Source organism: Onishia taeanensis (genome assembly GCF_003268885.1).
Taxonomy (GTDB): Bacteria; Pseudomonadota; Gammaproteobacteria; order Pseudomonadales; family Halomonadaceae; genus Onishia; species Onishia taeanensis_A.
In genome coordinates, this window is the sequence record NZ_QLSX01000011.1 from 115,359 (window position 1) to 127,345 (window position 11,987).

Genomic DNA, 11,987 nt, shown 5'->3' on the forward strand with positions numbered 1-11,987 from the left:
CTATGATCGAACTTTCAGAGCTGACTTACGCGCTCGATACCTTCTACTTCCTCATCTGCGGCGTGCTGGTGATGTGGATGGCCGCTGGCTTCGCGATGCTTGAAGCCGGCCTGGTACGTTCCAAGAACACCGCCGAAATCCTGACCAAGAACGTGGTCCTGTTCGCGATCGCCTGCACCATGTACCTGGTGGTCGGCTACTACATCATGTATTCCAGCAGCGCCGGCGGTTTCCTGCCGAACCTGGGCTTCCTGATCGGTAGCGAAAACACCCTGGACGCCATCACCGCAGGCGGTGACGACGCGCCCTACTACTCCATGCGTTCCGACTTCTTCTTCCAGGTGGTGTTCGTGGCAACCGCCATGTCCATCGTCTCGGGTGCCGTCGCCGAGCGCATGAAGCTGTGGGCCTTCCTGGCCTTCGCTGTGGTCATGACCGGCTTCATCTATCCGGTGTCCGGCTACTGGACCTGGGGCGGCGGCTGGCTTTCCGAGGTCGGTTACTCCGACTACGCCGGTTCCGGCATCGTGCACCTGGCCGGTGCTGCGGCAGCACTCGCTGGCGTGATCGTACTGGGACCGCGCAAGGGCAAATACGGCAAGGACGGCTCTATCTACGCCATCCCCGGTGCCAACCTGCCGCTGGCGACCCTGGGTACCTTCATCCTGTGGATGGGCTGGTTCGGCTTTAACGGCGGCTCTGAGCTGAAACTGTCCGACGCCACTTCCGCCAACAACGTGGCTCAGGTGTTCGTCAACACCAACGCCGCGGCGGCTGGCGGCGTGATCGCTGCCCTGATCCTGGCCAAGCTGTGGTTCCGCAAGGCCGACCTGACCATGGCACTGAACGGCGCCCTCGCTGGCCTGGTGGCCATCACCGCCGATCCGCTGTCGCCCTCAGCGCTGGGCTCCGCCTTCATCGGCGCCATCGGCGGCCTGATCGTGGTGGTATCCATCGTCAGCCTCGACAAACTGAAGCTCGATGACCCGGTCGGCGCCATTTCGGTGCACGGTGTGGTCGGCATCTGGGGCGTCCTGGCCGTACCGCTGTCCAACGACGGTGCCTCCTTCGGTGCTCAGATCATTGGCATCGCCGGCATCTTCGCCTGGGTCTTCCTGGCAAGCCTGGTGGTGTGGCTGATCCTCAAGGCCATCATGGGTGTACGAGTCAGCGAAGAAGAAGAATACGAAGGCGTCGACCTGGCCGAGTGTGGCCTGGAAGCCTACCCCGAGTTTTCCGTCGCCAAGAAGTGAGGCGACACACCGAGTGAGCTGGCGTGCTCCCCTGGCCCCCTAACGGGGGCCTTTTTTATTCCCGCTCGGTGCGGTGTATGCTTGAGGGCATGTTCGCGGGATATGCCGCGTCGCGCCCCGCACCGGGAATCACGACGCTCCCGTACCAACGAATACAAGGAGAATGACCATGAAGCTGGTGACCGCCATCATCAAGCCGTTCAAGCTCGACGACGTACGGGAAGCGCTTTCCGAGATCGGCGTGCAGGGCATTACCGTCACCGAGGTCAAAGGCTTCGGCCGCCAGAAGGGCCACACCGAGCTGTACCGTGGCGCCGAGTACGTGGTCGACTTCCTGCCCAAGGTGAAGCTCGAAGTGGCGGTAGACGACGCCATGGCCGAGCAGGTGATTGATTCCATCACCCAGGTGGCCAACACCGGTAAGATCGGCGATGGCAAGATCTTCATCTCGCCGCTGGAGCAGGTCATTCGTATCCGTACCGGCGAGACCGACAAGGACGCGGTCTAAGCTCGAAGCTCGAAGCTCGAAGCTCGAAGCTCGAAGCTCGAAGCTCGAAGCCAGCATAAACAGCACCGCCCCCAGACGCATGCGCCTGGGGGCGGTTTTTTTTCCAGCTTCAAGCTTATGGCTTACAGCTCCCGACGAAGCCCGGGCTCCGGCTTATTTCTCAACGAAAGCACGCTCGATCACGTAGTCGCCGGGCTCGCCCAGACGCGGAGAGATCTTGAAGCCCAGATCGTCGAGCAGGGCGCTGGACTCGTCCAGCATCGCCGGGCTGCCGCAGATCATGGCGCGGTCCTGCTTGGGGTCGAGCGGCGGCAGACCGGTATCTTCGGCGAGCTTGCCGCTGCGGATATGGTCGGTCAGGCGGCCCTGGGTATGGAACTCCTCGCGGGTCACCGTGGGGTAGTAGACCAGCTTCTCGGCGATCTCTTCGCCCAGGTACTCGTGTGCAGGCAGCTCCTTGGTGATGAAGTCGGCGTAGGCCAGTTCACTGACGGTACGTACGCCGTGGATCAGCACGATCTTCTCGAAGCGCTCGTACACCTCCGGGTCCTGGATCAGGCTCATGAAGGGTGCAAGGCCGGTACCGGTGGACAGCAGGTAGAGGTTGCGGCCAGGCAGCAGATCATCGGTGACCAGGGTGCCGGTAGGCTTGCGGCTGACCATGATCTGATCGCCGACCTCAAGGTGCTGCAGGCGCGAGGTCAGCGGGCCGTCGGGCACCTTGATGCTGAAGAACTCGAGGTGATCCTCGTAGTTGGGGCTGGCGATGGAATAGGCACGCATCAGCGGTTTGCCTTCGACCTCAAGACCGATCATCACGAACTGGCCGTTCTTGAAGCGCAGGCTACGCTCGCGGGTGGTCTTGAAACTGAACAGGGTATCGTTCCAGTGATGGACGCTTAAGACTTCTTCCAGGGCAAACTTGCTCACGACCGACTCCTTATATGCTCAAGACGAGTATTCCAAAAACGAATAACATCGCCGGAAAGATCAATGAGTGAAGTCTAAGCATCGGCCACCTATCTGTTAAATGGTTTGTATGGATAACACTTATCTATAATGCCGATATTGACTCAGCGGAGTGTGACCATGCGCTATACCCTGCGCCAGCTCGAAGTCTTCGTCGCCGTCGCCCAGCACGAGAGCGTATCCCGCGCTGCCCGGGAGCTGGCGCTGTCCCAGTCGGCCGCCAGCACCGCGCTCTCCGAGCTCGAGCGCCAGTTCGACTGCCAGCTGCTAGACCGGATCGGCAAGCGGCTGAAGCTCAACGCCCTGGGCTTTCAACTGTTGCCCAAGGCGGTAGCGCTGCTCGACCGCGGCGAGGAAATCGAGGAACTGCTGCGCGGCCAGCGGGGCATCGGCTCGCTGGACGTCGGCGCTACGCTTACCATCGGCAACTATCTGGCTACGCTTCTGATCAGCGACTTCCTCAAGGCACATCCGGACAGCCGGGTACGCCTGCAGGTGGGCAACACCCGCAGCATCATCGAGCGGGTGGCCCAGCATGAGCTGGATCTGGGACTGATCGAGGGCGACTGCCAGAACGAGGCGCTAGTCATGCAGCCCTGGGTGGAGGATGAGCTGGTGGTGTTCTGTGCGCCCCATCATCCCCTGGCGGGAAGCGACGCACTGGATATCGATCATCTGCTGCGCGAGGACTGGATCATGCGCGAGCGAGGCTCGGGCACCCGCCTGACGCTTGAGCACGCGGCCCGCCATCGCCGCGGGCGCTTCAACATCCTGCTGGAGCTCGAGCACACCGAGGGCATCAAGCGGGCGGTGGAGTCAGGACTTGGCATCGGCTGCGTGTCGCGCCTGGCGCTGCGCGATGCCTTCAGGCGGGGCAGCCTGGTGGAACTTTCCACCCCCGAGCTCGACCTGCGCCGCCAGTTTTCCTTCATCTGGCACCGCCACAAGTACCTGACCACCGGCATGCGCGAATACTTGAAGCTGTGTCGACAGATGACGGCAGGCATCCAGCGCAGCGACGAAATTCCGCTGCCCCTGACGCCCTGAGCCCCTGAAACCCGCCCCCGATCAGCGACGCGCTAATCGCCAGGGCATCACACGACGCTCTGGCGATAGGGTCGAAGAGTAACAACCGGGTCTTAGGCCGGCATGTCCGGGTCAGCCGCGCGCCACGCTCTCGGGCGAGGCCAGCGCCGGCCGTTCAGCGACCTCGCGCAAGGTGAAGCCAGAGACCACCTGACTCAGCCGGTCCGACTCGTTTTTCAACTGCTCGGCGGCGGTGGTCGATTCCTCGACCAGGGCGGCATTCTGCTGAGTCATGCGATCAAGCTCCGAGACCGCCACGTTGACCTGGCCGATGCCGTCGCTCTGCTCGCCGGTGGCGGCGGTGATCTCGCCCAGCACGTCGGTGACCCGTGCCACACTTTGCACGATCTCCTCCATGGTCTCGCCGGCGGCCCGCACCTGGGCAGCGCCCTCTTCGGTGCGGGCGCCGGAGGTGTCGATCAGGCCCTTGATCTGCTTGGCGGCATCAGCACTGCGCCCGGCCAGCTGGCGTACTTCGCCGGCCACCACCGCAAAACCACGGCCCTGTTCGCCGGCACGCGCAGCCTCCACCGAGGCGTTCAGCGCCAGCAGGTTGGTCTGGAAGGCGATGCCGTCCATCACGCTTACGATCTCGCTGATCTGCGCCGAGGAATCCCGAATGCCCTGCATGGTATCGACTACCTTGCCGACCGCTTCGCCGCCGCGGCGAGCGACCACGGACGCCGATTCGGCCAGGCCATTGGCCTGACGCGAGGACTCGGCGGTGTGTTCGACGGTGCTGGTGATCTCTTCCATCGAGGCCGAGGTCTGTTGCAGGCTCGAGGCCGCATTCTCGGTACGCCGCGAGAGATCCTGACCGCCGGTCGAGATCTCGGTGGCAGCGACCCGCACCGATTCGCTGCTCTGACGGATGGTCACCATCACTGCCTCCATCTTGCCGACGAAGCGGTTGAAGGCAGCGGCGATCTGCGCCACTTCATCGCGACCCTGCTCCGGCAGGCGCCGGGTCAGGTCGCCCTCGCCGCTGGCAATGTCTTCAAGGGCATCCCGGGCACGCTCCAGCCCGGCGAGAGTCCGCTTGAGCCACAGGCCGAGCAGCAGGGCAGTGACGGCGATGATAATCACCAGCGTGATCAACGAGGATTCGAGAATCGCCCGCAGACCGGCGGTGGCCTCGCCCTCGTCCAGCGCCACCCCGAGTTCCCAGTCGCTGCCAGCGATAGGAGTCACGGACAGCCGCTTGTCGGCACCGTCGATGGCGAAATGCTTCCAGTTATTCTCGGTATTGCCCAGACGCGAGATAGTGGACGGCGTCAGTTGCTCGCTAAGTCGGGTCAGAGGCTTGAGGGTCAGATCGGCATTGGGATGGGCTATCAGCGTCTCGCCGCCGCTGCTCAAGAAGGCGAAGCTTGATGGCGTCGGCTGGATACCATTGACCTGGGCGATCAGCTTGTCGATCACCACATCACCACCGATCACGCCATACAAGCGCCCGCCACGCTCGACCGGTGTGGCGAAGGTGACCACCATCCGGCCGCTGTTGGCATCCACATAGGGCATCGAAACGATGGTCTTGTTCTGCTCGGTAGCCGAGAGATACCAGCCGCGCTGTCGCGGATCGTAATCGTCTGGCGGCACCCAGCCATCTGAGGTGGTCAGAGAGCCATCCGGCTTGCCGAGATAGGTCGACAGGAAACCACCGGACTCGGCCAGCTGGACCAGCGCCGGCACGGGGGTATCGCCCTTGACCGGCTCACGGGCCGCTTCGACCATGCTGGTGCGAGCGGCGATCCACTCTTCGATCGCCATGGCATTGCCGGTAGCAATGGAACCCAGCTGCTCGGCAATCTGCTGTTGATCATGAGACTTGACGGTCAGGTAACTAACGGTCGCATTGATCATCAGCGCCAAGGCGATGACCGCCAGGGTGATGATCAGGATGCGCTTGCGCAGGGAGGAAAACATGGAGGGGCGCCCTCAATTAGAAAAATATTGTATTATTTGACCGCAAACACCTGAGCTAAAAGATGTTTGCCACATCGTGCCTATCGGCGAGGGCGCCCATTTCTTGAGTCGCCGACGGGGCAAGACGCCTGCGCTGAACGTAGCTAGCGCATATCGCTGACTGCCTCCTGAATGGTCTCGAGACTGGCCTTCGACAGATCCTTGGCCAGGCTGTGAATCACCCGATGTGCGGTCGGACCATCGAGCTTGTCGCGCAGCTGGCCGAGAAAGCGCGGCGGGGCCACCAGGATCAATTTGTCGAGATCGTTCTCGATTCGCGCCCGGTAAAGGCGTTCGGCGACTTCCTTGGCGAAGCGCTCGGCGTGGTGCTGGGTCGCCACATCCTCGCCTCCCGAGGCACTAGCAGCTGTCGTCGACGACTGGTGAACGTCTCCTCCGTTGTCGGTGACAAGGTCCCCCTCATGCAGACGCCCCTCGGCATGTAGCAGGCTGTCGTGCTCGACCAGCGTGAGGGCATCCCGGGTAAAGACACGCGCCCGGGCGGCGTCAGCGACCAGAATATAGGTTGTCATAGCAGTTCCTCGGTTGAGTGAAACGCATCACTCCAGCACCTGCGTTCCTATACTGGAGATTGGCAAGCACCCGAGAGGGCGTCAACTGCGTGTCGTCGCCCGGTGGCGACAGGATGCGCACCGAGGGCGCTGTGCTAAAATCCCCGCCGCCAGGAAGGCACCCCTGACCCGTAAATGCGGTCATGGCCCCGCCCCACTTTCGTCACTGGAGACGCTCTCGATGCGCAATCTGTTGCTGATGCGCCGCCCCATGCCGCGCGGCCTGCTGGTCTTGCTACACCTGCTGAGCCAGCTCGGGATGCTGGCGACCGGCGGGCTCTGGACGCGCGAGGCACTGGCGCCGCTTGCCACCACGCCGCTGTCGGGCCAATGGCCGACGCTGGCGCTGGGCGTTGGCGCGACCCTGGCCGCCTGCCTGCTGGTGCGCATGCTGTTCGAACTGCTGATGACGCCCCACCATGTGCAGGCCATGATCGCCCTCCAGCAACTGCCTTTCACGCGCTCCACTCGCCGACGCCCGGCGGTCCACGACGAGGACGACAGCTGGGCAGGCGAGGCGCGCCAGGTCAACCCTACCGCTGCCATGCCCGCACCCTCACAGCCCGAACCGTTCTCCGCCGCCCCCGAAGCTGCGGCTGCCGCACAGCCAGTAGCCGGCACGCCGTGGCCCCGTGAACCGCAGCTCGACCTCGCCGCGGCCCCCTGGATAGACAGCTACGCGCCCCCGGCCGGGCCGCGCTTATAGGTAGTAGGAAAGTCGCCGAGGCATCACCATCAAACGGGCACGCTCACCCGTGGCTGGACGGCCATGGGAGCAGGATGTCCCCATGGGTCACGAGCCACTGGTGGACTCGCGGGGGGCGGACGGAATCCAGGCAATCATGTCGACCTCAACGTCGGCGCCACCGGCCAGGCCGGTCACCCCAATGCACGTCCGCGTGGGCAGGGGCGCAGGAAAGTAGCTGGCGTAGACCGCGTTGACCTCTTCGAAGTGCCCCATGTTGGTGATAAACACCCGTGACTGAACCACATATTCGAAGTCACTGCCCACGGCGTCGAGAATGATCGCCAGGTTTTGCATCACGCGATGGGTCTGCTCGGTAAAGGTGCCGAGCAGCATCTCGTTCGTTTCCGGGACCGTCGGCATCTGCCCCGTGATGAAGACCAGATCACCGACCCGACAGGCATGGGAAAAGGGCGCGATCGGCTGGGGCGCACGATCGATGTAAAGCTTTTCAATCATCAAGGAAGCTCCCATGGCACAGCCGGCATGCCGGCTGTGCATGATGCGACTCAGTGGCCAAGAATCTGACTCAGGAACAGCTGGGTCCGCTCGGACTGGGGGTCGTTGAAGAACGGCTCCGGGGCGTTCTCCTCGATGATCTGCCCCTGGTCCATGAAGATTACCCGGTCGGCGACCGTCTTGGCGAAGCCCATCTCGTGGGTCACGCAGAGCATGGTCATGCCCTCTTCGGCGAGCTCCACCATGACGTCGAGCACTTCCTTGATCATCTCGGGGTCCAGCGCCGAGGTCGGCTCATCGAACAGCATCACCTCCGGATGCATGCACAGCGAGCGGGCAATCGCCACGCGCTGCTGCTGACCGCCGGAGAGCTGGCCCGGGAACTTGTGCGCCTGCTCGGCGATACGTACCCGCTCGAGATACTTCATGGCCAGGGCCTCGGCCTCGCGGCGCGGCTTCTTCTGCACCCAGATCGGCGCCAGGCTGCAGTTCTCGAGCACCGAGAGGTGCGGGAAGAGATTGAAGTGCTGGAACACCATGCCGACGTGGTGGCGGATCTGTTCGATGCGCTTGACGTCCTGAGTCATGGGAATGCCGCCCACAACAATCTCGCCCTGCTGGTGTTCCTCGAGATGATTGATGCAGCGGATCAGCGTCGATTTACCGGAGCCCGAGGGTCCGCAGATGACGATGCGCTCGCCGCGCTGGACAGTCAGGTCGATGTCGCGCAGCACGTGGAAGTCGCCGTACCACTTGTTCAGGCCGCGCATCTCGATCATGGGGGTGTCGTCGGCCTTGGCCGTTTGTGACGTCATACCGATATCCTTGTTCTTGTGGGCGACCGCCCGCCGAACAGACGGTCGCCGGCTGCGCCTGTGCGCGTCTAGTGGCCGGTGTGCAGCTTGCGTTCCAGGTACTGGCTGTAGCGGGACATGCCGAAGCAGAAGATCCAGAACACAAACGCAACGAAGACATAACCTTCAATCGAGAAGCCCAACCAATCGGCGTCGGCGAGTGCCGCCTGCACGATCGCCAGCAGGTCGAACAGGCCGATGATCAGCACCAGCGAGGTATCCTTGAACAGGGCGATGAAAGTATTGACGATGCCGGGGATCATCATCTTCAGCGCCTGGGGCAGCACGATCAGGCCCATGCGCTTCCAGTAGCCCATACCCAGCGCCGCAGCCGCTTCTTCCTGGCCCCTGGGAATCGCCTGCAGACCACCCCGCACCACCTCTGCCATGTAGGCACTCTGGAACAGGGTGATGCCGATCAGCGCCCGCACCAGCTTGTCCATGTCCACCTCGGTGGGTACGAACAGCGGCAGCATCACCGAGGCCATGAATAGCACCGTGATCAAGGGCACGCCGCGCCAGAACTCGATGAACACCACCGAGATACTCTTCACGATCGGCATCTTCGACTGGCGCCCCAGCGCCAGCACGACGCCGATCGGCAGCGCCGCAACGATCCCCACTACCGCCAGCACCAGGGTCAGCATCAGGCCACCCCAGCGATGCGTCGGCACCGCCGGCATGCCGAACGAGCCGCCGTGCAGCAGGTAGAAGGCCACGACCGGGAAGACCACCAGAGTCACCACCGCGGCCAGCTTCTTGGCCGGCAGGCGGGGCAGTGCCAGCCAGCCAATCAGCAGAGCAAACAGCACAAAGGTGAGATTGACCCGCCAGCGCAGTTCACTGGGATAGAAACCGTAGATGAACTGCTCGAAGCGAGCCGAGATGAACACCCAGCAGGCACCGCCGGAGTTGCAGGCCTCGCGGCTGGTGCCGAGCCAGTCGGCATCGATGATGGCCCACTGGATCAGCGGCGTGAGCCCCGCGATCAGCGCCCAGATCGCCAGCAGCGAGAGCACGCTGTTGATGGGCCCCTGAAAGAGGTTGCTGCGCAGCCAGGCGATGGGGCCCACGCCGCGCTTGGGAGCGGGGCGTGCATCCACCGGCGTCGTATTTAAGGTCAGTTTGCTCACTTATCGCTCCACCAGCGCCATGCGCGCGTTGAACCAGTTCATGAACATCGACACCAGAAGACTCAGCGTCAGATAGACCGCCATGGTCATCATGATCACCTCGATAGCCTGGCCGGTCTGGTTGAGCGTGGTGCCGGCGAACACGGACACCAGGTCCGGGTAGCCGATGGCAGTGGCCAGCGACGAGTTCTTGATCAGGTTGAGGTACTGACTGGTCAGCGGCGGGATGATCACCCGCATTGCCTGGGGAATCACCACCAGCCGCAGGGTCATGCCACCGGACAGCGACAGCGCCCGGGCCGCTTCGGTCTGGCCGTGAGAGACGGCCTGGATGCCTGAGCGCACGATCTCGGCGATAAAGGCACCGGTGTAGATCGACAGCGCCAGCCACAGCGCCAGCAGCTCCGGCAGCACGGTGATACCGCCCGAGAAGTTGAAGCCGCCAAGCTTGGGCAGATCCCAGGTCAGCGGCATGCCGCTGGCGACGAACACGAGGGCAGGCAGAGCGACAATCATCCCGGCACTGATCCATCCGGCAGGCAGCCGATCGCCGGTCGCTTCCTGGCGACGGCGATTCCAGCGCACCAGCACGATGGCCGCGATGACGGCAACGGCAAGCGCCACCAGCGTCCACACGAACCCCGACCCACCCACTGGCGCGGGCACCACCAGGCCACGGATGTTGAGGAACACGGCCTCACCGAGGCTCATGCTGTCGCGCGGCGACGGCAAGCTGCGCAGTACGGCGAAGTACCAGAAGAAGATCTGCAGCAGCAGCGGAATGTTGCGAAAGATCTCGACGTAGGCGCCGGCAATCCTGGCGATCAGCCAGTTGGGCGACAGCCGGGCGATGCCCATCAGAAAGCCGATGACAGTGGCCGCAAAGACGCCGAGGGCCGAGACCAGCAGGGTATTCAGCAAGCCGACCAGGAAGGTGCGGCCATAACTGCTCTGAGGCGTGTAGTCGATCAGACTCTGGACGATACCGAAGCCGGCGGTGTCATTAAGGAAGCCGAAACCGGTAGTGATCCCCCGAGCGTCCAGGTTCTCGAGGGTATTGCTGACGATGAAGCCAACCACCATAAACAGCGCGGCGAGCATCAGCGCCTGAAAAAGTAGCGCCCGCTTGGCGGGGTCACGCCAGAACGGTGGCGTCTCCCCGCGAGGAGGGGGCGAGGAAGGAGTAGTCATGGAAGGTCCTCTCCACTAGCGGTGACACAACGACGAACCCCGCCCCAAAGTAGGGCGGGGCCTGTGGAGAGCGTTAGCGAATCGGCGGAGCGTACTGGATGCCGCCTTCGGTCCACAGGGCGTTGATGCCACGCTCGATGTTGAGCGGTGAACCGGCACCGACGTTGCGGTCGAAGACCTCGCCGTAGTTACCGACCTGGCTGACGATGCTATAGGCCCAGTCGGCCGGCAGGCCCATGGCCTCGCCGAAGTTGCCCTCGCTGCCCATGAAGCGGGCGATGCCCGGCTTGTCGGAGTTCTTCATCTCATCGGCATTTTCACTGGTGATGCCCATCTCCTCAGCGTTGATCATCGCGAACAGGGTCCACTTGACGGCGTTGAACCACTGATCGTCACCCTGGCGAACCACCGGACCCAGCGGCTCCTTGGAGATCACTTCCGGCAGCACCTTGGCGCCACTCGGATCGGCCAACTTGATGCGCAGCGCGTTGAGCTGGGAGGTATCGGAGGTCAGCACGTCGCAGCGACCGGCCTCGAAGCCACCAACGGTCTGGTCGGAGGTATCGAAGACCACTGGTTCGAAGCTCATATCGTTGGCCTGGAAGTAGTCGGCCAGGTTGAGCTCGGTGGTGGTACCGGACTGCACGCAGAAGGCCGCGCCGTCGAGTTGCTTGGCGCTGTCGACGCCCAGGGCTTCCTTGACCAAGAAGCCCTGGCCGTCATAGAAGCTGACGCCGGTGAAGTTGAGGCCCAGCGTGGTGTCGCGGGTCGCGGTCCAGGTGGTGTTGCGCGACAGCACGTCGATCTCGCCGGACTGCAGCGCGGTGAAGCGCTCCTTGGCGTTCAGCGGCACGAACTGCACCTTGGAGGCATCGCCGAATACCGCGGCGGCCACACCCCCCTCTGTCAGCCTAGTTGTCCAGTTGGCGATTTTGCCTGAATCCACATCAGAGTGGGCGGCATAGGATTGTTCATGCCACGTTATTCCGAGGAACGTAAGGCCGCGGTGCTAAAGAAGCTGCTACCGCCTGACAACCGCAGTGTGGCGTCGGTGGCCGCCGAGGAAGGCATATCGGATGCGACCCTGTATGGTTGGCTGAAAACATGCCGCCGACAAGGAGTGCCTGTGCCAGGGAACCGTAAGACCGGAGATGATTGGTCAGCTGACGCCAAGCTGGCTGTGGTGATTGAAACGGCTTCTCTATCAGAGACCGAGCTTGGCACGTATTGCCGGGAAAAAGGCTTATACCCT

At 63.1% G+C, this 11,987-nt stretch carries 13 protein-coding genes; 5 read left to right on the plus strand and 8 right to left on the minus strand.

The genetic code is table 11. The features are described from left to right. Positions 1–2: 2 nt before the first annotated feature. On the plus strand, positions 3–1,253 hold the full coding sequence (locus tag BCL93_RS14550; protein ID WP_112055987.1) for an ammonium transporter: 1,251 nt from the start codon (positions 3–5) through the stop codon (positions 1,251–1,253). 169 nt (positions 1,254–1,422) lie between these two features. After that, positions 1,423–1,761, plus strand: a complete 339-nt coding sequence (glnK, locus tag BCL93_RS14555; RefSeq protein ID WP_092526629.1) for a P-II family nitrogen regulator — start codon at positions 1,423–1,425, stop codon at positions 1,759–1,761. Positions 1,762–1,914: 153 nt separating this feature from the next. Here glnK and BCL93_RS14560 read toward each other — a convergent pair whose 3' ends face one another. Then, positions 1,915–2,691 (minus strand): ferredoxin--NADP reductase, encoded by a 777-nt coding sequence (locus BCL93_RS14560; protein WP_112055988.1) that lies wholly within the window; start codon positions 2,689–2,691, stop codon positions 1,915–1,917. Between the two features lie 159 nt (positions 2,692–2,850). Between BCL93_RS14560 and BCL93_RS14565 the strand changes: the two genes are divergently transcribed. Next, the gene (locus BCL93_RS14565; protein ID WP_112055989.1) at positions 2,851–3,777 is read left to right on the plus strand and encodes a LysR family transcriptional regulator; all 927 of its coding nucleotides are present in this window, start codon (positions 2,851–2,853) and stop codon (positions 3,775–3,777) included. A gap of 111 nt (positions 3,778–3,888) precedes the next feature. Here the strand turns inward: BCL93_RS14565 and BCL93_RS14570 are convergent, their stop codons facing one another. Together BCL93_RS14570 and BCL93_RS14575 are read right to left on the minus strand one after the other, a co-directional pair. Beyond that, positions 3,889–5,742 carry a methyl-accepting chemotaxis protein gene (locus tag BCL93_RS14570; RefSeq protein WP_112055990.1) on the minus strand — a complete coding sequence of 618 codons (1,854 nt, stop codon included), beginning with the start codon at positions 5,740–5,742 and terminating at the stop codon, positions 3,889–3,891. Positions 5,743–5,885: 143 nt separating this feature from the next. Next, the gene (locus BCL93_RS14575; protein ID WP_112055991.1) at positions 5,886–6,314 is read right to left on the minus strand and encodes a host attachment protein; all 429 of its coding nucleotides are present in this window, start codon (positions 6,312–6,314) and stop codon (positions 5,886–5,888) included. 271 nt (positions 6,315–6,585) lie between these two features. On the opposite strand from BCL93_RS14575, the gene BCL93_RS14580 reads away from it, so the two are divergent. Then, positions 6,586–7,059, plus strand: coding sequence for a hypothetical protein (locus tag BCL93_RS14580; protein WP_146742500.1), 474 nt, complete (start codon positions 6,586–6,588; stop codon positions 7,057–7,059). Between the two features lie 87 nt (positions 7,060–7,146). Here BCL93_RS14580 and BCL93_RS14585 read toward each other — a convergent pair whose 3' ends face one another. From BCL93_RS14585 to BCL93_RS14605, 5 genes are all read right to left on the minus strand, one after another. Then, positions 7,147–7,557 carry a RidA family protein gene (locus BCL93_RS14585; RefSeq protein WP_112056000.1) on the minus strand — a complete coding sequence of 137 codons (411 nt, stop codon included), beginning with the start codon at positions 7,555–7,557 and terminating at the stop codon, positions 7,147–7,149. A gap of 50 nt (positions 7,558–7,607) precedes the next feature. After that, the gene (locus BCL93_RS14590) at positions 7,608–8,336 is read right to left on the minus strand and encodes an amino acid ABC transporter ATP-binding protein (RefSeq protein WP_112056001.1); all 729 of its coding nucleotides are present in this window, start codon (positions 8,334–8,336) and stop codon (positions 7,608–7,610) included. A gap of 104 nt (positions 8,337–8,440) precedes the next feature. Continuing rightward, positions 8,441–9,535 carry an amino acid ABC transporter permease gene (locus tag BCL93_RS14595; RefSeq protein WP_112056002.1) on the minus strand — a complete coding sequence of 365 codons (1,095 nt, stop codon included), beginning with the start codon at positions 9,533–9,535 and terminating at the stop codon, positions 8,441–8,443. A gap of 9 nt (positions 9,536–9,544) precedes the next feature. Then, positions 9,545–10,735 (minus strand): amino acid ABC transporter permease, encoded by a 1,191-nt coding sequence (locus BCL93_RS14600; protein ID WP_112055993.1) that lies wholly within the window; start codon positions 10,733–10,735, stop codon positions 9,545–9,547. Positions 10,736–10,808: 73 nt separating this feature from the next. Then, positions 10,809–11,630, minus strand: coding sequence for an amino acid ABC transporter substrate-binding protein (locus tag BCL93_RS14605; RefSeq protein WP_258396595.1), 822 nt, complete (start codon positions 11,628–11,630; stop codon positions 10,809–10,811). Positions 11,631–11,708: 78 nt separating this feature from the next. Here BCL93_RS14605 and BCL93_RS14610 point away from each other — a divergent pair. Further along, on the plus strand, positions 11,709–11,987 hold a 279-nt coding region (locus BCL93_RS14610; RefSeq protein WP_146742443.1), incomplete at its 3' end, for a transposase.

What these genes read in the sequence shown, in the direction of transcription:
- BCL93_RS14550 (WP_112055987.1), top strand. Translation starts at nt 3, where the DNA reads ATGATCGAACTTTCAGAGCTGACTTACGCGCTCGATACCTTCTACTTC.
- glnK (WP_092526629.1), top strand. Translation starts at nt 1,423, where the DNA reads ATGAAGCTGGTGACCGCCATCATCAAGCCGTTCAAGCTCGACGACGTA.
- BCL93_RS14565 (WP_112055989.1), top strand. Translation starts at nt 2,851, where the DNA reads ATGCGCTATACCCTGCGCCAGCTCGAAGTCTTCGTCGCCGTCGCCCAG.
- BCL93_RS14570 (WP_112055990.1), bottom strand. Translation starts at nt 5,742, where the DNA reads ATGTTTTCCTCCCTGCGCAAGCGCATCCTGATCATCACCCTGGCGGTC.
- BCL93_RS14575 (WP_112055991.1), bottom strand. Translation starts at nt 6,314, where the DNA reads ATGACAACCTATATTCTGGTCGCTGACGCCGCCCGGGCGCGTGTCTTT.
- BCL93_RS14585 (WP_112056000.1), bottom strand. Translation starts at nt 7,557, where the DNA reads ATGATTGAAAAGCTTTACATCGATCGTGCGCCCCAGCCGATCGCGCCC.
- BCL93_RS14590 (WP_112056001.1), bottom strand. Translation starts at nt 8,336, where the DNA reads ATGATCGAGATGCGCGGCCTGAACAAGTGGTACGGCGACTTCCACGTG.
- BCL93_RS14600 (WP_112055993.1), bottom strand. Translation starts at nt 10,735, where the DNA reads ATGACTACTCCTTCCTCGCCCCCTCCTCGCGGGGAGACGCCACCGTTC.